Source organism: Flavobacterium branchiarum (assembly GCF_030409845.1).
GTDB classification, from domain to species: domain Bacteria; phylum Bacteroidota; class Bacteroidia; order Flavobacteriales; family Flavobacteriaceae; genus Flavobacterium; species Flavobacterium branchiarum.
Genome location: NZ_JAUFQQ010000003.1, coordinates 1,382,936 through 1,409,345, shown reverse-complemented (window position 1 = coordinate 1,409,345; position 26,410 = coordinate 1,382,936). Strand labels below are relative to the sequence as shown.

At 33.0% G+C, this 26,410-nt stretch carries 28 protein-coding genes, 2 tRNA genes, 2 rRNA genes and 1 pseudogene; 15 read left to right on the top strand and 18 right to left on the bottom strand.

Annotated elements, in window-relative coordinates; genetic code table 11:
• Positions 1-2: 2 nt before the first annotated feature.
• The 14 genes from QWY99_RS06985 to QWY99_RS06920 form a co-directional block, all read right to left on the bottom strand.
• Positions 3-1,811: a type VI secretion system Vgr family protein gene (locus tag QWY99_RS06985; protein WP_290263085.1), complete on the bottom strand. Its 1,809-nt coding sequence runs from the start codon at positions 1,809-1,811 to the stop codon at positions 3-5.
• A 36-nt stretch (positions 1,812-1,847) separates the two neighbouring features.
• Positions 1,848-2,243, bottom strand: a complete 396-nt coding sequence (gene tssD, locus QWY99_RS06980) for a type VI secretion system tube protein TssD (protein ID WP_290263084.1) — start codon at positions 2,241-2,243, stop codon at positions 1,848-1,850.
• A 146-nt stretch (positions 2,244-2,389) separates the two neighbouring features.
• On the bottom strand, positions 2,390-2,776 hold the full coding sequence (gene tssD, locus QWY99_RS06975) for a type VI secretion system tube protein TssD (protein ID WP_290263083.1): 387 nt from the start codon (positions 2,774-2,776) through the stop codon (positions 2,390-2,392).
• Positions 2,777-2,955: 179 nt separating this feature from the next.
• Complete coding sequence (locus QWY99_RS06970; RefSeq protein WP_290263082.1) at positions 2,956-3,387, bottom strand: GPW/gp25 family protein; 432 nt, start codon at positions 3,385-3,387, stop codon at positions 2,956-2,958.
• Between the two features lie 7 nt (positions 3,388-3,394).
• Entirely contained in the window at positions 3,395-4,108 is a 714-nt protein-coding gene (locus QWY99_RS06965; RefSeq protein ID WP_290263081.1) for a hypothetical protein, read from the bottom strand.
• Between the two features lie 79 nt (positions 4,109-4,187).
• Entirely contained in the window at positions 4,188-4,718 is a 531-nt protein-coding gene (locus tag QWY99_RS06960; protein WP_290263080.1) for a hypothetical protein, read from the bottom strand.
• Positions 4,719-4,822: 104 nt separating this feature from the next.
• A complete protein-coding gene (locus QWY99_RS06955) occupies positions 4,823-6,193 on the bottom strand; it encodes a DUF5458 family protein (RefSeq protein ID WP_290263079.1) in 1,371 nt (456 codons plus the stop codon).
• Between the two features lie 22 nt (positions 6,194-6,215).
• Positions 6,216-6,665 (bottom strand): hypothetical protein, encoded by a 450-nt coding sequence (locus QWY99_RS06950; RefSeq protein ID WP_290263078.1) that lies wholly within the window; start codon positions 6,663-6,665, stop codon positions 6,216-6,218.
• 50 nt (positions 6,666-6,715) lie between these two features.
• Positions 6,716-7,228 carry a type VI secretion system TssO gene (gene tssO / locus QWY99_RS06945; RefSeq protein WP_290263077.1) on the bottom strand — a complete coding sequence of 171 codons (513 nt, stop codon included), beginning with the start codon at positions 7,226-7,228 and terminating at the stop codon, positions 6,716-6,718.
• Positions 7,229-7,246: 18 nt separating this feature from the next.
• Positions 7,247-8,416, bottom strand: a complete 1,170-nt coding sequence (locus tag QWY99_RS06940) for a hypothetical protein (protein ID WP_290263076.1) — start codon at positions 8,414-8,416, stop codon at positions 7,247-7,249.
• A 665-nt stretch (positions 8,417-9,081) separates the two neighbouring features.
• Complete coding sequence (locus QWY99_RS06935; protein ID WP_353960571.1) at positions 9,082-9,630, bottom strand: L,D-transpeptidase; 549 nt, start codon at positions 9,628-9,630, stop codon at positions 9,082-9,084.
• Positions 9,631-10,321: 691 nt separating this feature from the next.
• Positions 10,322-11,281 (bottom strand): TssN family type VI secretion system protein, encoded by a 960-nt coding sequence (locus QWY99_RS06930; RefSeq protein ID WP_290263074.1) that lies wholly within the window; start codon positions 11,279-11,281, stop codon positions 10,322-10,324.
• Between the two features lie 2 nt (positions 11,282-11,283).
• Positions 11,284-12,231: a type VI secretion system baseplate subunit TssG gene (locus QWY99_RS06925; protein ID WP_290263073.1), complete on the bottom strand. Its 948-nt coding sequence runs from the start codon at positions 12,229-12,231 to the stop codon at positions 11,284-11,286.
• Positions 12,212-12,853 carry a C40 family peptidase gene (locus tag QWY99_RS06920; RefSeq protein WP_290263072.1) on the bottom strand — a complete coding sequence of 214 codons (642 nt, stop codon included), beginning with the start codon at positions 12,851-12,853 and terminating at the stop codon, positions 12,212-12,214. Before QWY99_RS06920 ends, QWY99_RS06925 begins: the two co-directional genes overlap by 20 nt.
• Before the next feature lie 336 nt (positions 12,854-13,189).
• On the opposite strand from QWY99_RS06920, the gene QWY99_RS06915 reads away from it, so the two are divergent.
• The 15 genes and pseudogenes from QWY99_RS06915 (at position 13,190) to QWY99_RS06855 (ending at position 22,470) form a co-directional block, all read left to right on the top strand.
• Entirely contained in the window at positions 13,190-14,242 is a 1,053-nt protein-coding gene (locus QWY99_RS06915) for a PKD domain-containing protein (RefSeq protein ID WP_290263071.1), read from the top strand.
• A 6-nt stretch (positions 14,243-14,248) separates the two neighbouring features.
• On the top strand, positions 14,249-16,696 hold the full coding sequence (locus tag QWY99_RS06910; protein WP_290263069.1) for an AAA family ATPase: 2,448 nt from the start codon (positions 14,249-14,251) through the stop codon (positions 16,694-16,696).
• A 113-nt stretch (positions 16,697-16,809) separates the two neighbouring features.
• A complete protein-coding gene (locus tag QWY99_RS06905) occupies positions 16,810-17,160 on the top strand; it encodes an ISAon1 family transposase N-terminal region protein (protein ID WP_290265362.1) in 351 nt (116 codons plus the stop codon).
• A gap of 149 nt (positions 17,161-17,309) precedes the next feature.
• Positions 17,310-17,834 (top strand): transposase, encoded by a 525-nt coding sequence (locus tag QWY99_RS22245; RefSeq protein ID WP_353960569.1) that lies wholly within the window; start codon positions 17,310-17,312, stop codon positions 17,832-17,834.
• Positions 17,738-18,151: pseudogene (locus QWY99_RS22240) on the top strand (ISL3 family transposase). Before QWY99_RS22245 ends, QWY99_RS22240 begins: the two are co-directional and overlap by 97 nt.
• Before the next feature lie 4 nt (positions 18,152-18,155).
• The gene (locus tag QWY99_RS06895; protein ID WP_290263066.1) at positions 18,156-18,521 is read left to right on the top strand and encodes an ISAon1 family transposase N-terminal region protein; all 366 of its coding nucleotides are present in this window, start codon (positions 18,156-18,158) and stop codon (positions 18,519-18,521) included.
• A complete protein-coding gene (locus tag QWY99_RS06890) occupies positions 18,502-19,197 on the top strand; it encodes an ISAon1 family transposase (RefSeq protein ID WP_353960578.1) in 696 nt (231 codons plus the stop codon). The genes QWY99_RS06895 and QWY99_RS06890 overlap by 20 nt, the downstream gene beginning before the upstream one ends.
• Positions 19,080-19,484: a transposase gene (locus QWY99_RS22235; RefSeq protein ID WP_435387556.1), complete on the top strand. Its 405-nt coding sequence runs from the start codon at positions 19,080-19,082 to the stop codon at positions 19,482-19,484. Before QWY99_RS06890 ends, QWY99_RS22235 begins: the two co-directional genes overlap by 118 nt.
• Positions 19,484-19,717 carry a transposase gene (locus tag QWY99_RS06885; protein ID WP_290265360.1) on the top strand — a complete coding sequence of 78 codons (234 nt, stop codon included), beginning with the start codon at positions 19,484-19,486 and terminating at the stop codon, positions 19,715-19,717. The genes QWY99_RS22235 and QWY99_RS06885 overlap by 1 nt, the downstream gene beginning before the upstream one ends.
• 71 nt (positions 19,718-19,788) lie before the next feature.
• Positions 19,789-20,133: an ISAon1 family transposase N-terminal region protein gene (locus QWY99_RS06880; protein ID WP_290263064.1), complete on the top strand. Its 345-nt coding sequence runs from the start codon at positions 19,789-19,791 to the stop codon at positions 20,131-20,133.
• A gap of 149 nt (positions 20,134-20,282) precedes the next feature.
• The gene (locus QWY99_RS06875) at positions 20,283-20,447 is read left to right on the top strand and encodes a hypothetical protein (RefSeq protein WP_290263062.1); all 165 of its coding nucleotides are present in this window, start codon (positions 20,283-20,285) and stop codon (positions 20,445-20,447) included.
• Positions 20,448-20,480: 33 nt separating this feature from the next.
• A complete protein-coding gene (locus QWY99_RS06870) occupies positions 20,481-20,825 on the top strand; it encodes an ISAon1 family transposase N-terminal region protein (RefSeq protein ID WP_290263060.1) in 345 nt (114 codons plus the stop codon).
• The gene (locus QWY99_RS06865) at positions 20,818-21,801 is read left to right on the top strand and encodes an ISAon1 family transposase (RefSeq protein WP_290263057.1); all 984 of its coding nucleotides are present in this window, start codon (positions 20,818-20,820) and stop codon (positions 21,799-21,801) included. The genes QWY99_RS06870 and QWY99_RS06865 overlap by 8 nt, the downstream gene beginning before the upstream one ends.
• A 28-nt stretch (positions 21,802-21,829) precedes the next feature.
• On the top strand, positions 21,830-22,252 hold the full coding sequence (locus QWY99_RS06860) for a transposase (protein WP_290265357.1): 423 nt from the start codon (positions 21,830-21,832) through the stop codon (positions 22,250-22,252).
• Positions 22,253-22,296: 44 nt separating this feature from the next.
• On the top strand, positions 22,297-22,470 hold the full coding sequence (locus QWY99_RS06855; RefSeq protein ID WP_290265355.1) for a transposase: 174 nt from the start codon (positions 22,297-22,299) through the stop codon (positions 22,468-22,470).
• Between the two features lie 253 nt (positions 22,471-22,723).
• Here QWY99_RS06855 and rrf read toward each other — a convergent pair.
• From rrf to QWY99_RS06835, 4 genes are all read right to left on the bottom strand, one after another.
• Positions 22,724-22,833, bottom strand: a 5S ribosomal RNA gene (gene rrf / locus QWY99_RS06850).
• Between the two features lie 155 nt (positions 22,834-22,988).
• Positions 22,989-25,873 (bottom strand): 23S ribosomal RNA (locus QWY99_RS06845).
• Positions 25,874-26,073: 200 nt separating this feature from the next.
• Positions 26,074-26,147, bottom strand: a tRNA-Ala gene (locus tag QWY99_RS06840).
• 88 nt (positions 26,148-26,235) lie between these two features.
• Positions 26,236-26,309: transfer RNA gene (locus QWY99_RS06835), tRNA-Ile, on the bottom strand.
• Positions 26,310-26,410 lie beyond the last annotated feature (101 nt).

Genomic DNA, 26,410 nt, shown 5'->3' with positions numbered 1-26,410 from the left:
AATTATTTATTATTAGATTTACTACCACTATGTGAGTTTACATTTTTTATACTTTTAAAATTTATGGCATCTTCTGTACTATCTAAACTCACAAATTTTGCTATTTCTCTTCTCTGTACGCTGTCTGACTCTCGGTTTCCTTTTATGTTTTCGAATAAACTTCCATTCACATTTGCTAAAAAATCACCAACAACGGTTGTCATTTGCATAGCTCCAATACTTAGGGTGTTATTCATGCCAATAGTATCAGTTTTATTCCTTGCTATGTTTGTATTCATACTTCCACCAACGTTTAGGTTTAGATTTTCCCCAGCTGTAAATGTTATATCATTTGGTGCATTTACATTAATATTACCTTGTCCGTCCATCTGCCATTTATTCCCACTTGGATCTTCTATCAAAATACTACCTTCACCATCGTTCAGGATAATTTTTGTTCCTGAGCGCGTATGAATTGCTTTTATATTATTTTGCGCATCTGCATAACCGCTTGAATCTTTTCCGTTATATTGAGCACCAATTACATAGGGGTTCTGCACATTATGCCCTTCAAAACTTACGAGTACTTCTTCTCCAATTTCGGGAATAAAGTAAAATCCCTTTCCAGCACCAGTATATGGCTGAATCACTCGTATCCAATCGGTTACAGCACTGCCACTTGCGCCACGAAACTCTACTTTAATGCGTCCTAATCCTTCAGGATCGTTATTGTCGCTTACTTGTGCTGGCTGTGTTTCTGCATTAGCAAAAACATGTACATTTGTATAATGTGGTGCCACTACATCGGCAGGAATTGCTTTAAATTCGCAAGAATAATTACCATGTACCTCAGAATGATGTACAACTTCTATAGCTATTAATTCGTGTTCTACCGTTTGGTTTATTATTCTGAAAACCTGCCCCAAACCAATTGGAAAATAAGAAATACCGCTATAATACACACTATTTGCATCGCTACCAGCTGTCTGCAACGTTACCATTTCTTCTAAATCCTCTTTGTTACTTGCATTTGCAGTGTAAACACCTTTATTCAAATCAGAATTAGCAACAGTTCCTTGATTGTAGCCTACAATAGCAGAAAAACTGTCTTTACTTCCCGAAGAGGTTTTAGTTTTCGCATTATGCAAAGTTGTTACCGTAGCATAATCATAACCCGTCAACGAAATTTTATGCGAAGCCATATTGGTTTGTATCTTAAAACTATGGAGTGAAGCTCCATTAATGAGCTTTACCTTGCTGGTTTTTGTTTGCCCGAACTGCATACGCATTCCGTCAAAATAAAACCATTGACCATAACGTGCTGCTATTCTTTTCAGAAACTCAAAATTGGTTTCATTGTATTGTATAAGATTTGTAAACTCCTTTTGATAAGTAGATTTGATCGAATCTCTTTGGTAAAACTCACCTGGGCCTTCCGAAAAAATATCTAGTACGATGTTATCCATGCCACGCTTCTGAAAAGCTTTAGATTTTTTCATGTCATCAATAACTACAGTATGACTTATTCCTGTTACATGCAAACCAACTGGGCTACCATGAAGATCAATAGAAGATAATTCTGTGATAATACCTTTACTCATCAATCGTATTCCTGTAAGACTTTTAAATGTAAAGATAACCTCATCTCCCAAATAGCTTCTTAAGGCTTTTGCCTGATCTGCAGGTTTTATTATTGCTTTACCTGTATATTGCCAAACGAAAGAAAAATGATGATGATCTGCCATTTTTTGAGATAGCTTTAAATCATAATAAACAATGTTTTGGGTAAAACTTCCTATAGTTATATGTACTTGTTCTGAAAAATGTGCCATGATAATACGTCCTTAATTTTAATTTAGTTGTTACAATTAATTTAAAGCGATCCAATTGTTAGAGAATTTAGCATCTCCAAAAACCAATTCTTTAGCTACGAGTTCCATTGTTATCTTCATCGGAACTTCGGTAGTACTAGTAAACTGCTCGTCATAGCTAACGCAAAAAGCTTTTGTAAACGTAAGCTCTTTCATTTTGCTCAAAGCATCTCTTCTGTAAAAAACAATTTTACCATCTTTGGTCAAATCACCGTTTAACATCCATGATAAGAAATGACTGTTTTGGCTTGCTTCAATTATCATTGTTATAACGCCTCCTTTGGCTTCCCCAGCTGGTTTACTTGTGCTATCAATTTGTTGTTTGAAACCAATATTAAATTCAAGGACATTATATTCTTCTCCGTCTATATGTAATTTAGATAAAAAACTCATTTGTAGATTGTTTAAATTGTTTGAAAATACAGCACAACGACTGCATACTTAAATTTTAAATTTTGATGATAAACAAAAAAAGAAGTCCAAAAAATGGACTTCCTTTTTTTGTTTCAGCTTAAAAAAGTTTAATAAAGTCCACAGGATTAAACCCAAGCATTATCAAATTCTCCTCCACCCATCGAAATTTTACGTGCAGAAATTTCAAATTTTTCTGTCAAAGGTGTAATACTATCATGATCAAAGTTTTCTTTGTACTTAACCATGTAAGCTTCAGTAAACTTTAGTTCTTTTAAAGTAGCGTTTGAGTCACGCTTAATGAATTTTACTGCCCCATCTTTTCGCTCAAAATTGTTGGTCATCCATTCAAATAATTCGGTGCTTCCTGTTGATTCTACTTCAATCGTGATTCTACCTCCACGAGTAACCGTAGACGGGCGCCCAGAAGGATCTGTTTCCTGAGATAAATCATAGTTTACGTTTAATACTTTGTAATCCTTTCCTGCAACTGTCAATGATGTTAAAAACGACATAATAAAAATTTTAATTAATTATACATTTATTTTAAAAAACAAATATATAAATAAATTCTTATAATTAAACAAACTTTAACAAAGTTTTCTGTACGTAAATTTTAAATAAAAAAAGATTATTCAATTATATTAAAGATAAAATACTATCATTAATTAATATTAGCCCTTACATAAACACCTCATTTATAAGACAAAGGACCTACAAAAAAGTATCCCCTAAAGTCAAAATCTCTATTTGTACTTTTAATTGTAGCTTCAATTATAATATCAACCTTTTTTTTTGCTCTTCGAACATCATCAACCAAATACATTGCTTCTGATAATTCAACTATTAGTTCTTTGACTTTTATCCTTTTTTCATGAAAAAGCAATGATTGTTTCATCGTTTTTGAAATGATTTCTTTCAAAGTATTTTCATTCATCAATAAATCAAAATCAATTTCCCATATTTTAGAACCAAAAGTTTCATCAAATTTACATTCACCAAAAGTTGTTGTTGCAAGCAAAATAATTTGTTGCGCAATGGAGTGCTCTATTGAGGTTTTTTCTAATTCCTTTTTTTGCATTACACTATTAAAATCAATAGGCAGTTTATAAAAAGCTCCTTTCATGTTTTATTTAAATATAAATTAACCTGTCAGTTCGACCTTGTTTGTTTGTTTCAATTCCTTTTGAAACTTGTTTACGCTTGATTATGTGCAACTTTACATTTGGTATAAGTTTTAACATTTTCTCACGATATAAAATATCTCCAATAAATCTTTGTCCCTTATTTTCATCTACAATAACAAAGTAACTTGTTCCTTTGTTAACTTGTAATGTATTAATGTCACCCGCAAAAATTTGGACATTTTGACCTTCTTTTTCAAAACTGTATGTAAGTTCATCTTGGCTTAGCTTCCTATATTTTGCAATATCAAATAACTCCATAGCTTCTTTTAAAGGTTCAAACGGAATATTTTCGAAAAGGAAGTTTTTTGGTGCCAAAAATTTTAAACCTAAAAAACTCCATATTCCTTTTTTTGAAGTTTGTTCTTTATAAAAAAAAGTATCGCGTGTAACTTTATAAATTTCTTTTTCATTTGTCTTATCGTCTGTAACAATCATCTGATAAACAGGAACTTCTATTTCTGCAGGAATGACAGCTCCTTTAATATGTGTTTTTAGGTTTATTGTTCCTACCTCCTGTTCCGAAATTGTTATAAAAATGGTATGTTTTTTTAAGGCCGAATCAGTTCTTACAATAACTTTTCCTCCACCGCTTCCTGAATAAAAAACAGAACCATCATTATCAGTAAGACCTAGCGAAAGATTTAATTCTGGAAATGGCATATTTATGATTTAATAGATTAAACTTCAGTAATGTTGTTGTAATGCTGTCTGTAACTTATAATTAATTGCAAACCTAATCTTATCTCTTTTTCCTGATTTTATATAATTTCAGACAGTGCAGATAAATCCTTATATTTTGATTATCCACTTCACTTGGGCTAAATTCATAATCTTTTTTAAGTGTATAAAACTTGATTGTATTAATACTGTTACTCGTTAGTTTCTTTCTATCTCTTCTTGAAAGTTTCAAAGCAGCTGTACCGTCACAATTTACTTTGAATGTATTTTTGAGTCGGTATTTTGCTCCGTTTTTAAAATAAAGGTCGAGAGGCTGTTGTTGTTTAACACAAACATTGTCAGTAAAAATTTTAAAATATAAAAAAATACTACCTCTTCTTTTTCCTAGTTGTAATACTGCATATTCCTCAAATTCTTCATTAAAAACACGAAGCAAAATTGGTGTTGCACTTGCAAATAACCGTCCAGAAAGCAATAATTCGTTTTGCGTAATTGGACAGTCTAAAGTTTCAATCTGGCTTGCATCTTGCGCTTTAATCGCATCTGTTATTGAAAAAAAACTGATTAAAAGTAAAATTTTAAATACGTTCATGAATTTGAATTATTTGATTTGACCATTCAAAAGATCAATGTTTTTTTTGTTTAAAAAGGAAACACATTATAAAATGTGTTTCCTTTTTAGAATTTACTGTACAATTATTTTTGTTCGTAATCTGTATCCCATTCTGTACCGTCAGTTCCTTTCTGACCATCCATTTTTATAAGGAAATTTTTAGCTGGAAAATATGGTTTCATATGGATATCCATATAAATTCTATCTTTTTGAATTGGATCTTGTTCGAATCTTCGAATTTCAAAGTTCTCGATTAATTTGTCCGGACCGGTAATTCCATCAAGGAAAGCAACGATTTGATTCATGATTTCTTTACGTGTTTTTGCTGTAAAATTTTCAAAAGCACGACGGTTAAGGAAATCCATTAATACTTTAGTCACGTAATCAAAAACACGAACTACAGAATACGTTTGTAAACCTAAGTTATCCCCACTAAATAAAGTTTTTGCAGAGAATGCCATAACTTTTCCGTACTCGTTTACCATAGGAACTAAACCTAGATTTTCAAGATTTGCGATTTCACTTTTCTTAAGGTCAAATTTAACTCCGTCAACCTCATTGATTCCACCGAATTTTTTCCCCGCAGTAACCTGGGACATTAAAGTTTTGTAAATTTTTCCAGCAAGCGCTGCAGATGGAGCAATGTATAAATCCTCGTTTTCACCTATTTGATCAAATCTTCCACGACCAACCAACCAGTTGCAAGTCATGATGACGTTAGAACGGTACACGTCGCCACCTGTTAAAGCAGCAGTATCAAACATTTCCATTACATCATCCGGTTCGTCAAGGTGTTCAAAATCTGTAACAAGCATTACTTTATTTTCATGCGCGATTTTTGCCCACTTTTCAATTACTTTATTTGATCCTAAATATCCAGGAACAACTAGAATCCCGTAGTTGTTTTTAAGATCTAAACGATCATAATTATCTACTAATTCAGAATGAATTGCATCAATAAACCGTGTGTTATCAAGATCTTTTAATTGCTCAATATCTGCATTTACAATAGTAATATTTTTTACTTTATCCGTTTCTGTGTTTTTAAAAAACAAAGCAATTGTCCTGTAAGCTGCTTCAATTTCTCTAGTGTCTTCTACGGCTTTAGCAAGATTCTTTATCAATAATACTTCAGAATCTTTGCATTTATCCTCACTTTGCGCAACCATATCAGTCAAAGCTTCATTACTACTTAAAACTGCAGACCATAACTCTAATGTTCTCTTAAGAGTCTCTCTTTCTTTTGCTTTGTTTACTTCACCAAGAAAGATTTTTCTTCTTGCTTTTCTGTCAGGATTAAGATTTTGAACTCCTTCAATTGACATTTCTAATAAATCAAAACCACCATATTTTGCTAATTTCTCAACATTTCTCTCTATCGAACTGCCAGTTACTTTACGTTCTAACACTTCTGTATCAGCACTATTAACTTTGTATACTTCTTTAGTTGACATTTTTTATCTTTTTAAAATTTAATTATTTATTATCTTTTAATTCAGTAATCATCACACTAATACTTTCCAACAGCGCTTTTTTCGCTTCTGGGTCTTCTAATGCAGCTTTCAAAATTTTGTTTGATTTTAACTGACGAATGATTTTTTGATATTGATCTTTTTCTGTTTCAAGATTAGACAGGAAATTACTTTGAGTTGTAATTCCTTTTACACCAAAATCACCCAAATTCTTAAAGTTCAAAGCTTCTACTTTTGTAGCACCATCTGCAGTTTCAAAATTTACTTTTACTTCTGGTTTAAAGTGTTCAAAGGCTTTCTCAATACTTGTAATACCCTCAACCAATTCAGGTTTGACAGGAGCATCAACAGTTAATTTCTGAGCAACAAGAGTTCTGTTCTGAGGGATTGCAGAGATCGCTTCATCTGCATCTAATTTTACTTCATTACCTCCAATTCCGTAATTCGACAACATAAATTTAAATTTTAAGTGATTATTATAATTATTTTTACTCCGGTATTCAATTATTGATTTTGATAAATCTGACGACAAACATCTAAATCTCTACTAACTTTTTCTAATTCTTCTTTGTACGTTTTGGCAGACTGATTCAAACTGTCTATTAAATGTGAGTTGTGGGTAAGGCTTCTTATCTGCTTCTTATAATCGATAATATTCTTATACGCCAGAATAACATTATTGTACAGCTTTTTATTTTCTGTTGTATCTTTTGGTATTTTTTGATATATATTGGCAATCATCACATTAGCCAAACGTTGCTGAAAATCATTATCTACTTTTGGCGAATTAATAGAATCAATTGTTATTCTGATACTATCCATTTTTACCGAAAAATTAGCCTGATAATCGTATTCTCTTTTCATCATTTCATTCTCTGCCTTCAGCATTTTATTTTCAGCTATCGGCATATAAAAATTGAACGAAACCGCAATCAGCATAACCGAAAAAGTAAGCATAAATGCTATTAGAAAAGAGACAAATGCTTTATGTCGTTCTTGTTTGTTTAATACTTCCATATTTTTTATTACTTTATTTTAATCTTTTACAAAGAAACCATGTCTTTTCGGGTTCTGAATAATGTCTTTCTTATCCGTTTCGGCAACAAACAATTCGATATTTTCCTTTTTCTTACCAATGTAATCCAGTTTACTAAGCGTATCAAACAACTTTTCTATCTTAGCTAGTGCACTCATTGTTAAGATTGCGGTCTTATCGATATGCACGTGATCGTACCCTGCATTAATAAGAGAGGTAAACAGGATTTCAAGATCCCCTTGTGAAATATCACACCATTCGGCAAAATAATTAAGTAGTTCTTCTTTTCCTGCTCCAGATTTAGAATCAATAAAATTCTTCATCACTCTTGCAAAAGAAACCACTGTACTTAACATCGTTGCTGGATGCTGATGTAAAGCTAACCAGCGAAACTGTGTCAGTGTACTTCCTAAATAATAACCTGTATTGTCTGCCAATTGCATAACTGTCTGCGACAATAATCCAGTTTGTTGCAGACGGTTGATTTTTTGAGAAATCTGAACCGAGTAAATTTCAATTTGTCCAAACGAGCGCGCAATCTGAGCGTGCATATCTACCAATTTAGGATGACAGGCAATAGTAACAGAAGACGGAATATAATGTTCGTCTAGAACTGTAGTATCGCCTATAATAATTTTTCCGATTGCCAGATAAAAACCTCCGTAACCGATTCCTGAACGAAACTCTTCAGCTTTGATTAAATGAAGTTTATAGTCCGGCAGTGTATATGGATATCGAGGTGGAACCTCTTCTGGATCTGGCTCCCCAAACGGAATCCTTTTTTTTGAATTAACAGAGATACATGCTAATAAAACCAACTGTTCTCCATCTTTCATTTCATAGGTGTCTTCCGGATACGGAATCTGAAGATCGAGCGTATCCGTGTTACTTTTACTTATTTCGATCCTTGAACCGTTTGGCGTAATCGCATGACACTCTTCTACTCGTACACGCAGTAATTTATGATTATCGATGCCTAATGTTATTTTAGTCGATTCTTTATTCTGGTTCCCCGAGTCTAATAGACCGTAACTTATAGGTGTTGTGTGAATTCCTATCGCATCATTTACCAATTCGGAAACATTATCCTGAATAGATAAAAAATGACTCTTGTTTATCTTCATCCCATCGATCCAGTTAACGGGAAAATGACTTAATTTTTCTATCATAATTCTATATTGTTTATATTAAGAGATACTTATATAATCTCCCTAGTTCATTAAATTTTTATTTAAATTAGCTTCGGAATATCCTTGTAATTCTATCAACTTATGCTTTACCAGATAATAAAAATCTATAGTATAGCATTCTGAAAATTCGAATCTTAGCCGTAATGCACTTTAAAAACAGGTATCATTTCGTTTTCTCATTAAAAAACATAAAACCGAATTTCTTTATCTCTTCCAGTCTTGTACAATAAATACATATTGAATTTATATTTTGCCAATCGACTTTCGCTGAAATTGATACTGGTAAAAAAATCAGTAAAATTGTAATTCTATGCTTTGTTTTTATTTAATTTTGAATAATTTTTTAAGAATATAAATATATTATTTTATAAAATTTTTCGGGTTAAATAAAAAATTCACACACACTGAACCTTTTTTTAGAGTAAATGTTCATATTGAGATTAACTACTAAAATAAATGTATTAACGTCCGAACTATAGTGATTCTTTAAAATATAGTTGTCTTCAAAAATTAATTAAACGTATATTATCATGCTTGAAGGATTGCAGACAAATTTCTAAATCGTTCAATGTTTCAATTTTATAACTCGTTTTGATTTTTTTTCAAAAATTTCAGATATTTTATTCCTTTCTTTTGTTTGAGAATTACAACCGATAACAAAAGTTGTTATCAATAAAATTATTATTACTTTCATTGGCACTATTGTTTTGCATTTTTACTGTAATTTCTTTTTTATCCTTTGAGTCAGCAACCAAACCGTATTTTTTATATACTCCACTCATAGAATCAACTTCTTCAACATATACATATATTATTTTACCCTTAGCTAACAACAAATTATATTCTTCTACTAATTTCTTCATATCCGAATTGTAAATTCGGATACATCCATAAGTAACCATTAATCGATTATCGTCATTTATCCCTTTTTTAGTAGTATGTCCACAATGAATAGCCATACCATCTCTTTTTCCTGGTGCAGTTGCTTTTTTAGCATCCCCAGTTATACCATCCATATCAATCAATCCGTAATTTCCATAACTTTCCTCTCCAATATGTTTCTTCGCGTAAGAAGTTGACCACAAACCTGTCGGAGTGCTTCCCTTGCCATTACGTTCAAAAAAATTGTTATCAACTGTTCCCATAGCTAAAGCATAGCCTTTCAATATAATTTTAGTCGCATCAAAAAACACAAATACCCCCTCTGTTCTTCTATCTTTAGGAACTATTACATTAATATAAGCTTTTTTAGAATCAACTATATACTCATTATCATAAGTTGAAAATTCATCAATCGTTTTTATTTCTTCTGTTTTTTCTCCCCACTTGCAAGTATCAATACAAAAGACCTCTGCTGTTACGTCATTGAACGCTTTTTGTTTTTCTTTATGTCAACAATATAAATAGCTTTATTTCTATTAATTTCAAATAGATGTTAGCTATTTTTATCTGACACAAGCCACTTAACGTCCATAATCAATTCTGTCACATTAATTTCCTTTCCAAACTCAGAAGCATATTATACAGTATAACTTTACGAAAATCCTTTCGCTAAAAAAGGAAGTCTGTGATTACTAGCAAAACTTACTTTTTTAAGTTTTTTTAGTATCTCTACCTTTGATTTAGTATCTTTTTTTGGCTCTAAAATCACAAATTCTAAATAGCTTTTAAAATCAGCTTCTATCAAATCGGGAATAGGGCAATATATATTATGAAACCCCCTGATTTCCTGAGCATCACTATCAAAATTGTTAGCTACACTTTGTAAGGCATCCCCTTTTACTACCCTATAAATAAGATATTTACCGTATTCTGATTATTCTGACTTGTTTATATAGAACATCTACTTTTAAGTATTTTATATTATTAATTAGATAATTCAACTTATTCCAGATTTTCTTTCTTTTCTGTTTTAGGCTCAAAAATAAAACTATCATCACCCCCTTTGTTCTTCGGTAATCCGATTTCCTCCTTTTTTTGTCTCTTACAAATAATTACTGAGTTTTCGGTAATACCGTTCATTCCCAAAGTATAATTAGCATCTACATATTTAGCAGTTTGATACCATTTTGGCTGTAAAAAGAAAACCCAATAACAATTTAATTTATTCTCTTTTAATTCAATCTGACTCTCGGCGTTATGATCATTATAGCCAGAAACGGTATGATAAAACAAAGCACCAAAATCAATTCGAACAGGTCTTTTTGATCTTATAGATGTGTAAGTAGAACTATCGGGATTCTTTTGAATTAATAATGTGATCAATAGTAAATCTTTCATTTCTACATTAATAATTTCTGGAAAAGGGTCTTTCTTTTCTGGTATTTTCCAGGTAACATATTCTTTTGGTGGTATCTGCATCATATAATTGAATGCTGTATAAATACCTGTAGGGACCATAAAGACTAAAAAATGAGAAACCATTAAAAAGGTAAGGCCTAGACCATTTAATACAGTATGAATAACAATAAATAACACACTGGAATACAATATAACTATAAAAGAAAACAACAATTCTACGCTTACAGCCCTCAAATAAAATTCGTCAAAGTACCATCTGTATAGATATACATTGAGAGTACCAAACAACAGAGAGGCAATTTGATAGAAAACAAATTCATCAGACCGTTCTGTAAATAATTTATTGTAACCCAAAAAACCTACTAAAGCATAAATTAATACAAATGAAAAAATATAGATGTAAAATTTCCTTTTATACTTTACAGCAAATTCTTTTACCATCTCTTTAAATACCATTGTAAGTATCAAACTAATTGCAATAATTATCACTAAAAATATCACAATATTTATATCAATAAGGGCTCCTATATTCTTTTTAATCATTTCTAAATTCTTGTTGTATAACCTAATACAGGCTGTTTATTAAAATTAAACTCTTCTGTTTCCTGATTCATTAACAGCACTATTTTTACTTCTACTTCCATTGGAAAAAAATGTTCGCAAAAACAGTCTATAAATTTTTTTATTTCACCATCTTTAATATAATTATCAAAAGGCTTATTAGTGATTGGGCCAATTTCAATAGTTAAATTCATTGAGTAATCCATAAAATTGTTTCCACTAATAAAATCAACTCCCAATCTGTTTACTCCTAGACTTATTTCTTCTTTATCGTCACTATATTCTTTTGAAGTAGTCGTGCTGTAACTCACTTCCTCTTCAATAATACTAGCTAAACAACTACATGCCAACCCAATATCTCCAACAATTTTATAAGCATACGGCAGGAGTTGAATAAATTTTGAAACCAAAATTTCAGGATAAATATGCGGTAATCCCCAGAAAACATAAAAAAAATCTAGGGGTCTGCTCCCGTTTAACTTATGTAAAAAAATTCTCTCAACACTTTCTATTTTAGTACGGTAATGAAAAATTTCATTTTCAAAAGGACTAAAAAAATTTCGAGCTTCTAATTCTTGTTTCTTCTGAAGTTTATGTTCTTTTATCATCTGTTTTACAGACTTATCAGTACTATTTTCGCTTAAGCTGTGCACTAAACCTTCAGGAAGCACATCGTAAATACTATCTCTTGACAATTGTATATTTAGATATTCGTGCTTATCATAATTATTATCATGAATTGCAACACCTAGAATATCATTTCTGTACGCTCTTGAAAATTGCCCGTGATTAGAAATCATAATTTCTTCCTGCAAAATCGAATTACTCTCAAGCAAATCATTAGCAACAACTTCTGCTCTTATGTCATAAGAAATATTTTCTATTTCGTATACAAGTTCCTCCAGATTTATATTATTTTTTCTTTGCATCATCGTTGATTCGTCCTGCACCTATATAACGTAATTGAAAATATTCATCATTGAAATTATATATTGCAAGGCCATTGTTTGTACAAGCCAAAATTCTGTCACTGTGCAGATATAAACCTACATCTGAAATCGGATGATCTTTATCATATCTAAAAAAAATAAGATCGCCCTCCGCAAGAAAACTTCTGCCTGTAAAAATCTGTATTGCCTTGGATTTCCACATTCCAGCTGGATTTTTTGGAAGCATAACATTGTAAACATCACTATATAAAGACTGCAAGAAATAAGCACAATCGATACCTTTTTTAGAAAAACTTTTTTCTTTATAAGGCGTGTTTACCCAAGGATCGATATAAGCATATAGTTTGTAGTTAGTAATTTTATTTGGCATTACTGCCAGAATAATAGAGTATTTTTCTTTTAAAACTAAAATATCATCACTGAGGTTTTCTGAATTATCGTTAACGACAATTCTATTCTTTAGGGCAATTTCTTCTATTTGAGATTGCTTTTTCAGTAATTCAAGAGAATAATCATATTTAAAGGGAAGTTGAAGAATATAACTTTGAGCACAACATATCAAACTAAAATGCAACATGCTTATTAAAAAAAATATCTGCCTCATAAAAAATTTTATTTATTATTTTACCCACTGTTTTTTTTAAAAAAAGGGCAACATTTATTGAATTACATATAGCATTTAGTAACATAAAAATCACAATCAAACTTTAATAGAATCAATTCATACTTACAAATAAAACATAAATAAACTCAATTAACAAACAAGATTATAGTTGCTATTAAAACTATCCAACGACAAACCTAGTGATTTTATTTGTAAGAATACATTTTTTTTTGTAAAATTTATAGTAATAATTTATAGATTTATAAATTAAATAAAACTACTTTTGCTTTCATTTAGCAAGCGATATCGTACATATTAAATTTTTAAAATTTTTAAATGAATAAAAAAAACATCGACACTAGAGTAATAATTTTCTTTTGTTTTTTATTTTTAACAGGAATAATTATCTATACACTACAAATTTACAATAACTTAGACTGCAAAGAAACTAAATTTCACATCTTCTCAGATAATTTCCAAACAGAAGAACCTATAGCATTTTATGACAAGACTCCAAATGCAAAGTTATGGAGATGGGACTTTGGAGATGGAACAGAACAAGATGTAAGACAAAATACTTTACATGTTTATAAAAACGCAGGAAAATATCAAGTTACACTAACAATAAACAACAACTGCATTCTTACAAAAGAGATTGAAATAAAATACAAATATGCCAAGAATAAAAAAGGTACACCAAAAATAAATGTACCCAATGTTATCTCTGTTGGAAAACCTGCTTATTTTCAATCAGAGTCTGAAAATGCTAAAACATGGGAATGGGCATTTGGTGAAAATAAAAGTATTGATGAAACATCACAAAACCCAGTTTATAAGTTTACAACTTCTGGAGAAAAAGTAATTACACTGATTATAAATGGTGATTATAGCCGTGTAGCAAAAAGAACAATTTATGTACATCCAAAAGTTATTAAAAAAACCAATCCTCTTGATGTAACTTCTTATATATATGAAAAAAGTACAGAATCATTTGCTTTGCCACGCGGAACTGTAAAAAAAGACCCTCTGGAAGAAATGCTACAATATGTACCCGTTGCGCCAAAAAACAAAACCACAAAAGACACTATTAGTGTAATTAAAAAAGCACCGAAAGTATCTGAAGATCAATTTGAAATTTTATTAATTAAAGTAACACAAGGTAATAAAGTAAAAGATGATTTTACAGAATATTTATGTGATAATCTTGATATACCAATCGTAAAAAACAACAAAGATTTATTGACTTTTTCACAATTATGCGCATCTATAAAAGGCAAAAAAATAAGAATAGAATCAATACGTCTTAACAAAGACAAACAAAATAACTGTATTAAAGGAATTAACATCAGTTACAAAGTAAAAAAACACCTGATTTGGTCTAAAGATTAAAATTTAATGGAAGAAGAAAAAAACATTTTCAGCACAGAATTATTAAAAGCTCTTGAAATTGCAAAGAAGATTGCCAAAACAAATTCAAATAAATATTACTCATCATCTCACTTATTAAAAGCTATTTTAAATAGGGATTTAGGACTCTTAAAGTGTCTCGAAGCGATGGGGAAAGATGTTTATTATCTCGATGAATGGGCAGAAGTACGAATGGAAGAAGAATCAAAAACCTCAGGCGTTCTTGACGCAGAACCAAGCGAGTTTATTGATAAAATTATTGACGAAGCAGATTCAGTTAGAACGATATTAAATGAACATGAAATAAGCCTTTATGCGATTATAATAGCTATAAGCTCACCAGGAGTCGGTTTTGATTTTAATCAAATGAAATCGTATCCTATTTCAAGAAATGAATTATTAATGGATAAAATTGCCATTCCCCAAAATGAAGATAACGGCAGACAAGAAGTAAAAAAGGGCTTTTTGGGAAAATACTGCATTCATAAAAATCTTGAAAAAAGAAAAAAAGTAACACTTGCAATTGGACGCGAAATAGAATTAAATACAATAAAAGAAATACTCTGTCGATTTTCGAAACCCAATGTGTTACTGATTGGAGATCGGGGAATTGGCAAATCAATATTAATCGACACTATTGTTCAAAATGTACTTTCTAATCAGGTTCCCGATACTTTAAATAAAGTACAACTTTTTGAACTTGATTTACCAACTCTAATTGCCGGAGCTTCATACAAAGGCGAAATAGAAGACCGCTTAAAAAACTGCATAATTGAACTAAGACAATATTCAAAAACAATTTTAATTATTGAAGAAATACATACTTTATTAGATAAAAACGGAGGTGATTCTGGCGTTTCCAATATTTTAAAAGGTGAATTATCCAAAGGTCTGAATATAATAGCAACTTCCACTAGTGACGAATATTCAAAAAGAATAGAAAAAGAACAAGGTTTAACTGGAATGTTTGAAATTGTGAAACTACAAGAATCTGACGATGATACTTTATTCAGAATGATTCGTGAATCTATCAAGACATATCAGGATCATCATAAAATAGAAATAGATGATGAAACAATAACAGAATCAATTCGATTATCCAGAAGATATTTAAAAGAAAAAAGCCTTCCTGAATCAGCGATAAATCTAATCGATCATACGATGTCAGTATTAAAAACATCAGGCGAAACATTTTTGAAAGAAAAACAGTTAACGTTAGATAAATTGGCAGTACTAAAACAAAATGATTCAAATTTATCTGAGTCTCAATTAATAAAAGAATCAAACTGGTTTCTTACGGATTTGATTAATAAAACAAGTTTTTTAATAGAAGTAGATGAAGAAAATGAATCCAAATATTCTGAATCATCAGAATTTATTTTTAATCATATAGAAAACTTAATTAATAATCTAGAACAAAAAGCATTAGATAAACGTGTTCACATTGAACCTATTGACTTATCACTTATTATTGCAAAGAAAACTGGCATTCCTGTTGGTAAATTAAAAGAAGAGGAAAAACAAAAACTTAATAATATCGAAGAAGTTCTAAGCAGAAGAGTTATTGGTCAAGACCATTGTATTGCAACAGTCACAGGCTCAATATTAGAGTCAAGATCGGGATTAAGTAAAGCTGGACAGCCGATTGCATCATTCTTTTTTTTAGGACCAACAGGAACTGGAAAAACAGAATTAGCAAAAAGCCTAGCTGAATTTCTTTTTCAAGATGAAAATGCAATTATACGTTTTGACATGTCAGAATTTAAAGAAGAACATTCCGCGGCATTACTTTATGGAGCGCCTCCGGGATATGTAGGTTATGAAGAAGGTGGCTTATTAGTAAACAAAATTAGACAAAAACCATACTCTATTGTTTTATTTGATGAGATAGAAAAAGCTCACGTTTCAGTTTATGATGTTTTTCTTCAAATAATGGACGAAGGTAAACTCCACGACCGTTTAGGAAAAGAAGGTGATTTTTCTAATGCTATTATACTTTTTACTTCGAATATTGGAGCGGATCAAATTGCAACTACTTTTGAAAAAGGTCAAACCCCGAACTCTTCAGATTTGATGGGAATTATGGCAAATTATTTTAGACCTGAATTTTTAGGAAGGCTAACAGAAATCATTCCTTTTGCCCCAATAAGCAAGGAAAATGCATTGAAAATTTTTGAAGTTCATCTTAAGAAAGAGTTCCTAGATTTGCTAAAAAATATAAATATTACGGTTGAAATACCACTGCAAGTAAAACTACATCTAGCCGAAAATGGGTACAATGCAAAATATGGAGCAAGACCTATAAAAAGTATCATTAGAAGTCATTTAAGACGTCCACTAGCCAAAAAAATCATTGCTGGTGATGTCAAAGATGGTGATAAAATCATTGTTGATATTGAAAATGGTGAAATTAAATGGATACAAACAGATATTTAGAACTCAGTTCTGAGAAATAAGAGACATTGAATTCTTCCTTTTTAGATTAACTAAAGAGGCAAACAAAAAACTTGAGACAAATGTTTAAAAAGCTAGATTTGTAACATTAAAAAATCTATTTTGGATTTAGAATTAGCTATATATTTTTACCTCAAGGACTACTAGATTATTTTGATATAGTTTCGCATAAACTAGAAAATGAAGTGATCTATTTTTATCTTGAAGAAAAAAATGTCCTTCCTCAAGAATACAAAACTGAATTAGCCAAATCAAAAGATTTTCTGCCAGAAATTAAAGTTGAAGACTTTCCTCTTAGAGGTAAATCGGTGTTACTACATATAAAAAGAAGAAGATGGACTTTGATTAGGTCTAATGAAATAATAAAACGAGATTGGGAAATTGTCGCCAAAGGAACACGAATTACAGCTGAATTCGCGTCTTTTTTAAAAGGTATCATTGGATAAAAATCCTGTAAGCGCAAGTAAATTTGGTAGCTATTACAATACTGATGGCAAAAAACTGCAATACCTTTATAAAATCAGTTGAGTGATTTCAAGCACTGGTCACAAAAACGACATGCTAAACAATGGTGCTCTTTGGTAAAAACCTAGGAATGTACCCAAGTTTAGATGAAACCTCACTTTCCAATGGAGAACTCTATACTGTATTAACTAATAAAGAAGCAAAAAAAAAAGGTGCTATAGTAGCTATTGTAAAAGGAACTAAGGCCGAAGTAATAATAGAACTATTAAACAGAATACCTCACTCTAGAAGAGATATGGTTAAAGAAGTAACAGTGGATATGGCTCCAAACATGAATTTAATAATTAAAAAATGTTTTCCTAAATCTCAAATTGTCACTGATAGATTTCATGTACAAAAACTAGCTACTCAAGCTGTTCAAGAGGAGCGAATTAAATTAAGGTGGGAGATTATAGAACAAGAGAATATTCAATATGAAAAATGGAAAAATCATACAATCCAGAACTACTCTCAAACGGAGATACTAAAAAACAGCTTTCAGCACGCTCTAGATAAGTATTGTTTAAGAATCCTAACAAATGGACACCTTCTCAAGCCATTAGAGCACAGCTATTATTTGAATTATATCTATCAATTAAAAAATCTTATAAACTAGCGCAAGGTCTATGCTATATTTATCAGAACAATACCAATAAAAATACAGCAAGATTGAAATTAGCGCAATGGTATAATACAGTAGAAGATTCAGGGTTTAGATCTTTCAATACAATCGCAAAATCAATATAAATACATTACGAATCGATTCTGAACTATTTTAATAATAGAAGTACAAATACTTCAGCAGAATCTTTTAATGCCAAAATAAAGGAATTTAGAGCTCAGTTCAGAGGATTAAGAGACATTGAATTCTGGATCAATACATATTGTTGTGAGGAAATATTAAAAAGTCGATTTTTGTATTTTAAAATTTAAAGCAATGCAAGACTCCTTTTTAGATATTCTCAAATTATTATTACCTGAAATAATAGTGGATTACTTTGAACTCACTTCCTACCAAAAAGGAGAAGAAATACTTCATTTGTATTTAAAAGAGATAAATTCGATTCCTAAAGAATATCGCAATTCAAAATTAAGTTTAAAAGGATTCTTTGAAGAGATAACAGTTCAGGATTTTCCTATTCGTGGGCATCAGGTGTATTTACACATCACCCATAGAAGATGGCTGAATGAAGATACTGGGAAAGTGGTTTTTAGAGATTGGAATTTAGTAGCAGACGGAACTCGTGTAACTCAGGAGTTTGCGTGTTTTTTAAAAGAAATCAATAGATTCCAGTCCAAATGATTGCAATTCGATTGCTAAATTTTACGGCGTAAAAGGCAGAAATCTACAATGCCAATACAACGATTTTTTAAGTGAATTTAAAAATTGGGATCAAAAAACACATGCAAAAAAGTGGCTACTTTTTCCACAAAACATTGGTAAACGCCTATCAATAGATGAAACATCACTTTCTAACGGAGAACTCTATACTATTTTAACCAACAAAGCTGGTAAAGGAAGAAAAGGTACTATAATTGCAATCACTGCAGGAACTAAAGCTGAAGCGGTGATTGATGTTATCGAAAAAATTCCTTTAAAACTGCGTAATCAAGTTAAGGAAATCACTTTAGATATGGCAGGAAACATGAATTTGATTGCTAAAAAATGTTTTTCAAACGCTGTACGTGTTACAGATAGATTTCATGTTCAGAAGCTCGCTACAGAAGCCTTACAAGAAATTAGAATTAAATATCGTTGGCAAGCTATTGATCTTGAAAATGGTGACTTAGAGAGAACAAGGAAATTAAACTTAAAATTTGAGTCTAAAATACTTTCTAATGGAGATACTCTTAAGCAATTATTAGCAGAAGCCGTTATTTCTTATACAAAACCAAATCAAAATGGACCCAAAACCAAACAGAGAGAGCCACGTTATTGTTTGAATTATATCCAGATATACAAAAAGCATATAAAGTAACTCAAGAACTTAAAGGTATCTTTGAGAACACAACTGATAAAATCATTGGTTTTGCAAAATTAGCCAAATGGCATGAAAAAGTAAATCAATCTGGATTCAAGTCATTCGGTACAATATCACGAACCATTGCAAATCATTATCAAACCATTTTAAACTACTTTGATAATAGAAGTACAAATGCCTCGGCTGAATCTTTTAATGCCAAAATAAAAGCATTCAGGTCAAAATTTAGGGGTGTTAGAAATATAGAATTCTTTCTTTTTAGACTAACCAATATTTATGCTTAATTTTTGTAGCCCAATGGTATAATACAGTAGAAGATTCTGGATTTAGGTCTTTCAATACCATCGCAAAATCAATACAAATACATTACGAATCGATTCTGAACTATTTTAATAATAGAAGTACAAATGCTTCGGCAGAATCTTTTAATGCCAAAATAAAGGAATTTAGAGCTCAGTTCAGAGGTGTAAGAGATATTGAATTCTTCCTTTTTAGACTAACTAAATTATATGCATAATTATGGGTCAAACAAAAAACTTGGGGACAAATGTTTAAAAAGCTAAATTTGCAACATTAAAAAAAACTATTTTGGATTTAGAATTAGCTATATATTTTTTACCTCAAGGAATACTAGATTATTTTGATATAGTTTCGCATAAACTAGAAAATGAAGTGATCCATTTTTATCTTGAAGAAAAAAATGTCCTTCCTCAAGAATACAAAACAGAATTAGCCAAATCGAAAGATTTTCTGCCAGAAATTAAAGTTGAAGACTTTCCTCTTAGAGGTAAATCGGTGTTACTACATATAAAAAGAAGAAGATGGACTTTGATTAGGTCTAATGAAATAATAAAACGAGATTGGGAAATTGTCGCCAAAGGAACACGAATTACAGCTGAATTCGCGTCTTTTTTAAAAGGTATCATTGGATAAAAATCCTGTAAGCGCAAGTAAATTTGGTAGCTATTACAATACTGATGGCAAAAAACTGCAATACCTTTATAAAATCAGTTGAGTGATTTCAAGCACTGGTCACAAAAACGACATGCTAAACAATGGTGCTCTTTGGTAAAAACCTAGGAATGTACCTAAGTTTAGATGAAACTTCACTTTCCAATGGAGAACTCTATACTGTATTAACTAATAAAGCAGCTAAAGGAAAAAAAGGAGCTATAGTGGCTATTGTAAAAGGAACTAAGGCTGAAGTAATAATGGGTCAAACAAAAAACTTGGGGACAAATGTTTAAAAAGCTAAATTTGCAACATTAAAAAAAACTATTTTGGATTTAGAATTAGCTATATATTTTTTACCTCAAGGAATACTAGATTATTTTGATATAGTTTCGCATAAACTAGAAAATGAAGTGATCCATTTTTATCTTGAAGAAAAAAATGTCCTTCCTCAAGAATACAAAACAGAATTAGCCAAATCGAAAGATTTTCTGCCAGAAATTAAAGTTGAAGACTTTCCTCTTAGAGGTAAATCAGTATTGCTACATATAAAAAGAAGAAGATGGACATTGATTAAATCCAATGAAATAATTAAACGAGATTGGGAAATTGTTGCCAAAGGAACACGAATTACAGCTGAATTCGCGTCTTTTTTAAAAGGTATCATTGGATAAAAATCCTGTAAGCGCAAGTAAATTTGGTAGCTATTACAATACTGATGGCAAAAAGTTGCAATATCTTTATAAAAATCATTTGAGTGATTTCAAGCTCTGGTCACAAAAACAACATGCTAAACAATGGTTGCTCTTTGGTAAAAACCTAGGAATGTACCTCAGTTTAGATGAAACTTCACTTTCCAATGGAGAACTCTATACTGTATTAACTAATAAAGCAGCTAAAGGAAAAAAAGGAGCTATAGTGGCTATTGTAAAAGGAACTAAGGCTGAAGTAATAATAGAGCTATTAAACAGAATACCTCCCTCTAGAAGAGACATGGTTAAAGAAGTAACTGTGGATATGGCTTCAAACATGAATTTAATAGTTAAAAAATGTTTCCCTAAATCTCAAATTGTCACTGATAGGTTTCATGTACAAAAACTAGCTACTCAAGCTGTTCAAGAGGAGCGAATAAAATTAAGATGGGAGATTATAGAACAAGAGAATATTCAATACGAAAGAAGTAAAAATACAGGAAAACCATACAGTCCAGAACTACTCTCAAACGGAGATACTAAAAAACAGCTTTTAGCACGCTCTAGATATGTATTGTTTAAAACTCCAAACAAATGGACGACTTCACAAGCCCTTAGAGCACAGCTATTATTTGAATTATATCCATCAATTAAAAAAGCTTACAAACTAGCGCAAGGTCTATGTTATATCTACGAGAACAATACCAATAAAAATACAGCAAGATTAAAATTAGCCCAATGGTATAATACAGTAGAAGATTCTGGATTTAGGTCTTTCAATACCATCGCAAAATCAATACAAATACATTACGAATCGATTCTGAACTATTTTAATAATAGAAGTACAAATGCTTCGGCAGAATCTTTTAATGCCAAAATAAAGGAATTTAGAGCTCAGTTCAGAGGTGTAAGAGATATTGAATTCTTTCTCTATAGATTAACTAAATTATATGCATAATTATACTAGTCCCCAAAAATAACGCTTAATCCCTAAAAAACAGCTTTTAGCACGCTCTAGATATGTATTGTTTAAAACTCCAAACAAATGGACGACTTCACAAGCCCTTAGAGCACAGCTATTATTTGAATTATATCCATCAATTAAAAAAGCTTACAAACTAGCGCAAGGTCTATGTTATATCTACGAGAACAATACCAATAAAAATACAGCAAGATTAAAATTAGCCCAATGGTATAATACAGTAGAAGATTCTGGATTTAGGTCTTTCAATACCATCGCAAAATCAATACAAATACATTACGAATCGATTCTGAACTATTTTAATAATAGAAGTACAAATGCTTCGGCAGAATCTTTTAATGCCAAAATAAAGGAATTTAGAGCTCAGTTCAGAGGTGTAAGAGATATTGAATTCTTCCTTTTTAGACTAACTAAATTATATGCATAATTATACTAGTCCCCAAAAATAACGCTTGATCCTCTTTCAATACCATCGCAAAATCAATACAAATACATTACGAATCGATTCTGAACTATTTTAATAATAGAAGTACAAATGCTTCGGCAGAATCTTTTAATGCCAAAATAAAGGAATTTAGAGCTCAGTTCAGAGGTGTAAGAGATATTGAATTCTTCCTTTTTAGACTAACTAAATTATATGCATAATTATACTAGTCCCCAAAAATAACGCTTGATCCGTAATAATAGAGCTATTAAACAGAATAAAATAACGCTTGATCCATAAAAAGCTTTAGATCTCTATTTAGAGGAGTAAGAGATATTAAATTCTTCCTCTACAGATTGACTAACATTTTTGCATAAACACAACTTTTGAACCTGATCCTGAAGATTCTTCGTTCCTCAGAAGGACAAAATTGGGCAAAAAAAAACCCTGTTTCGTTAGAAACAGGGTTTTAAAGAAAGGCGACGACATACTCTCCCACATAACTGCAGTACCATCTGCGCAGGCGGGCTTAACTACTCTGTTCGGGATGGGAAGAGGTGAGCCCCGCCGCAATAACCACCTTAAGGTCGTTAGTTGCTTTGGACAACTTTTCAATTGTTAATTATTAATTGTTGATTATTAATTATCAAGTGAACAATATCTTAACACACTGAGATAAAGAAAAAATATAATTTATTTAGAAAGTTTCTCCCCCACACCGTAGTGTGGGGAAAAGGGTGTACATAAGCTTACGGATTATTAGTACTACTCGACTATGACATTACTGCCTTTACATCTATAGCCTATCAACGTGGTCATCTCCCACGATCCTTAAAAGAAATCTCATCTTGTGGTGGGTTTCGCGCTTATATGCTTTCAGCGCTTATCCCTTCCAAACGTAGCTACTCTGCGGTGCTCCTGGCGGAACAACAGATACACTAGAGGTTTGTCCAATTCGGTCCTCTCGTACTAGAATCAGATCCACTCAAATTTCTTGCGCCCACAGTAGATAGAGACCGAACTGTCTCACGACGTTCTGAACCCAGCTCGCGTGCCACTTTAATGGGCGAACAGCCCAACCCTTGGGACCTTCTCCAGCCCCAGGATGTGACGAGCCGACATCGAGGTGCCAAACCCCCCCGTCGATATGAGCTCTTGGGGGAGATCAGCCTGTTATCCCCGGCGTACCTTTTATCCTTTGAGCGATGGCCCTTCCATGCGGAACCACCGGATCACTATGCTCTACTTTCGTACCTGATCGACCTGTATGTCTCTCAGTCAAGCTCCCTTATGCCATTGCACTCTACGCACGGTTACCAAGCGTACTGAGGGAACCTTTAGAAGCCTCCGTTACTCTTTTGGAGGCGACCACCCCAGTCAAACTACCCACCAAGCAATGTCCCCCGCAATCACGGGGTTAGGCCTCAGATAAACAAAGGGTTGTATTTCAACAATGACTCCACAACGCCTAGCGACGCCACTTCACAGTCTCCAACCTATCCTACACATCATTTATCCAAGGTCAATACTAAGCTATAGTAAAGGTGCACAGGGTCTTTTCGTCCCACTGCGGGTAAGCGGCATCTTCACCGCTACTACAATTTCACCGAGCTCATGGCTGAGACAGTGTCCAGATCGTTACACCATTCGTGCAGGTCGGAACTTACCCGACAAGGAATTTCGCTACCTTAGGACCGTTATAGTTACGGCCGCCGTTTACTGGGGCTTCAATTCAATGCTTCTCCGAAGATAACATCTCCTCTTAACCTTCCAGCACCGGGCAGGTGTCAGGCCCTATACTTCATCTTACGATTTTGCAGAGCCCTGTGTTTTTGATAAACAGTCGCCTGGACCTCTTCACTGCGGCCAGCATTGCTGCTGGCGACCTTTCTCCCGAAGTTACAGGTCTATTTTGCCTAATTCCTTAGCCATGAATCTCTCGAGCACCTTAGGATTCTCTCCTCAACTACCTGTGTCGGTTTACGGTACTGGTACTAATTACCTGAAGTTTAGAGGTTTTTCTTGGAAGCCCTTAGGCGCACTATCTCTTCAACCGAAGTCTCCGAGTACTATCGTATTTCCCCAAGCCGTGTGGATTTGCCTGCACAGCTTATAGGTAGGTACTTCAACGAACTATTCCGTCAGTTCGCGGCGCTTTCATCACTCCGTCACCCCATCACAGTAATTAGTAGTACGGGAATATTAACCCGTTAGCCATCGACTGTCCCTTTCGGGTTCGCCTTAGGACCAGACTAACCCACAGCTGATTAGCATAGCTGTGGAAACCTTAGTTTTTCGGTGTGCGGGTTTCTCGCCCGCATTATCGTTACTTATGCCTACATTTTCTTTTCTAACCAGTCCAGCATACCTTACGATACACCTTCAACCCTGTTAGAATGCTCCCCTACCACTTACAGTAAACTGTAAATCCATAGCTTCGGTAATATGTTTATGCCCGATTATTATCCATGCTCGTCCGCTCGACTAGTGAGCTGTTACGCACTCTTTAAATGAATGGCTGCTTCCAAGCCAACATCCTAGCTGTCTGGGCAGACAAACCTCGTTCTTTCAACTTAACATATATTTGGGGACCTTAGCTGATGGTCTGGGTTCTTTCCCTCTCGGACTTGGACCTTAGCACCCAAGCCCTCACTGTTGTGAAACATTATATAGCATTCGGAGTTTGTCAGGAATTGGTAGGCGGTGAAGCCCCCGCATCCAATCAGTAGCTCTACCTCTATATAACTTTATGCACAACGCTGCACCTAAATGCATTTCGGGGAGTACGAGCTATTTCCGAGTTTGATTGGCCTTTCACCCCTACCCACAGGTCATCCGAAGACTTTTCAACGTCAACCGGTTCGGTCCTCCACTGTGTGTTACCACAGCTTCAACCTGCCCATGGGTAGATCACACGGTTTCGCGTCTAACACTACTGACTAAAGCGCCCTATTCAGACTCGCTTTCGCTACGGATCCGTGGCTTAACCACTTATCCTTGCCAGCAACGTTAACTCGTAGGCTCATTATGCAAAAGGCACGCCGTCACCCCACGAAAGGGCTCCGACCGCTTGTAAGCGTATGGTTTCAGGATCTATTTCACTCCGTTATTCACGGTTCTTTTCACCTTTCCCTCACGGTACTGGTTCACTATCGGTCTCTCAGGAGTATTTAGCCTTAGCGGATGGTCCCGCCAAATTCAGACAGGGTTTCACGTGCCCCGCCCTACTCAGGATACCACTATCCTTTACACTCATTACCTATACGGGACTATCACCCTCTATGGTTCTACTTTCCAGTAGATTCTAATTCTTTGTGCAAGAAATCTCGTGGTCCTACAACCCCAATCATGCCGTAACATGGTTGGTTTGGGCTAATCCGCGTTCGCTCGCCACTACTTACGGAATCACTTTTGTTTTCTTCTCCTCCGCCTACTTAGATGTTTCAGTTCAGCGGGTTTGCCCACCTATCGGTGTACTATGTCTTCAACATAGTGGGTTGCCCCATTCAGGTATCTACGGATCAATTCGTGTGTGCCGATCCCCGTAGCTTTTCGCAGCTTATCACGCCTTTCATCGCCTCTGAGAGCCAAGGCATCCCCCATACGCCCTTATTTTGCTTATTGTACCAATCATAATTTAATATGACCGTTTTTTTTTGTTTTTATATTTTGTATTGCTACTCAATAAAAACGCTTTCTACTTTTTATTATTTTCTTATCTCAATATGTCAATGAACTTTTTCTTTTTAGATTAAGAAAATAGAGATTAGAGTATAGACTTAATCTATATTCTTTTTTTCTATATTCTATCTTCTTAAAGATAGTGGAGAATAACGGAGTCGAACCGTTGACCTCCTGCGTGCAAGGCAGGCGCTCTAGCCAGCTGAGCTAATCCCCCATTTTTAAAATGATGATGAATTATGAGTTATGAATTCACTCATAAATGCTCAACTTCTAAAATTTCCTTTTATTTAAGTTTTAAATAGTAGTCCCGGGCAGACTCGAACTGCCGACCCCTACATTATCAGTGTAGTACTCTAACCAGCTGAGCTACGAGACTCTGTTTTACTTAAATTTATTATTTGAACTAACAGCAGAGTAATATAATCTTTAGAGATGAACCTTTAGTATCTTTCGTCTTCTTTCCCTAGCGTGCATATA

Excerpts from the sequence above, each read along its gene's own strand:
- QWY99_RS06895 (WP_290263066.1), top strand. The coding sequence starts at position 18,156 with ATGCAAGACTCCTTTTTAGATATTCTCAAATTATTATTACCTGAAATA.
- QWY99_RS06915 (WP_290263071.1), top strand. The coding sequence starts at position 13,190 with ATGAATAAAAAAAACATCGACACTAGAGTAATAATTTTCTTTTGTTTT.
- QWY99_RS06965 (WP_290263081.1), bottom strand. The coding sequence starts at position 4,108 with ATGCCATTTCCAGAATTAAATCTTTCGCTAGGTCTTACTGATAATGAT.
- QWY99_RS06955 (WP_290263079.1), bottom strand. The coding sequence starts at position 6,193 with ATGTCAACTAAAGAAGTATACAAAGTTAATAGTGCTGATACAGAAGTG.
- tssD (WP_290263084.1), bottom strand. The coding sequence starts at position 2,243 with ATGAGTTTTTTATCTAAATTACATATAGACGGAGAAGAATATAATGTC.
- QWY99_RS06930 (WP_290263074.1), bottom strand. The coding sequence starts at position 11,281 with ATGATTAAAAAGAATATAGGAGCCCTTATTGATATAAATATTGTGATA.
- QWY99_RS06985 (WP_290263085.1), bottom strand. The coding sequence starts at position 1,811 with ATGGCACATTTTTCAGAACAAGTACATATAACTATAGGAAGTTTTACC.
- QWY99_RS06950 (WP_290263078.1), bottom strand. The coding sequence starts at position 6,665 with ATGTTGTCGAATTACGGAATTGGAGGTAATGAAGTAAAATTAGATGCA.
- tssO (WP_290263077.1), bottom strand. The coding sequence starts at position 7,228 with ATGGAAGTATTAAACAAACAAGAACGACATAAAGCATTTGTCTCTTTT.
- QWY99_RS22245 (WP_353960569.1), top strand. The coding sequence starts at position 17,310 with ATGTACCCAAGTTTAGATGAAACCTCACTTTCCAATGGAGAACTCTAT.
- QWY99_RS06920 (WP_290263072.1), bottom strand. The coding sequence starts at position 12,853 with ATGAGGCAGATATTTTTTTTAATAAGCATGTTGCATTTTAGTTTGATA.
- QWY99_RS06970 (WP_290263082.1), bottom strand. The coding sequence starts at position 3,387 with ATGAAAGGAGCTTTTTATAAACTGCCTATTGATTTTAATAGTGTAATG.
- QWY99_RS06960 (WP_290263080.1), bottom strand. The coding sequence starts at position 4,718 with ATGAACGTATTTAAAATTTTACTTTTAATCAGTTTTTTTTCAATAACA.
- QWY99_RS06940 (WP_290263076.1), bottom strand. The coding sequence starts at position 8,416 with ATGATAGAAAAATTAAGTCATTTTCCCGTTAACTGGATCGATGGGATG.
- tssD (WP_290263083.1), bottom strand. The coding sequence starts at position 2,776 with ATGTCGTTTTTAACATCATTGACAGTTGCAGGAAAGGATTACAAAGTA.
- QWY99_RS06925 (WP_290263073.1), bottom strand. The coding sequence starts at position 12,231 with ATGATGCAAAGAAAAAATAATATAAATCTGGAGGAACTTGTATACGAA.
- QWY99_RS06910 (WP_290263069.1), top strand. The coding sequence starts at position 14,249 with ATGGAAGAAGAAAAAAACATTTTCAGCACAGAATTATTAAAAGCTCTT.
- QWY99_RS06875 (WP_290263062.1), top strand. The coding sequence starts at position 20,283 with ATGTACCTAAGTTTAGATGAAACTTCACTTTCCAATGGAGAACTCTAT.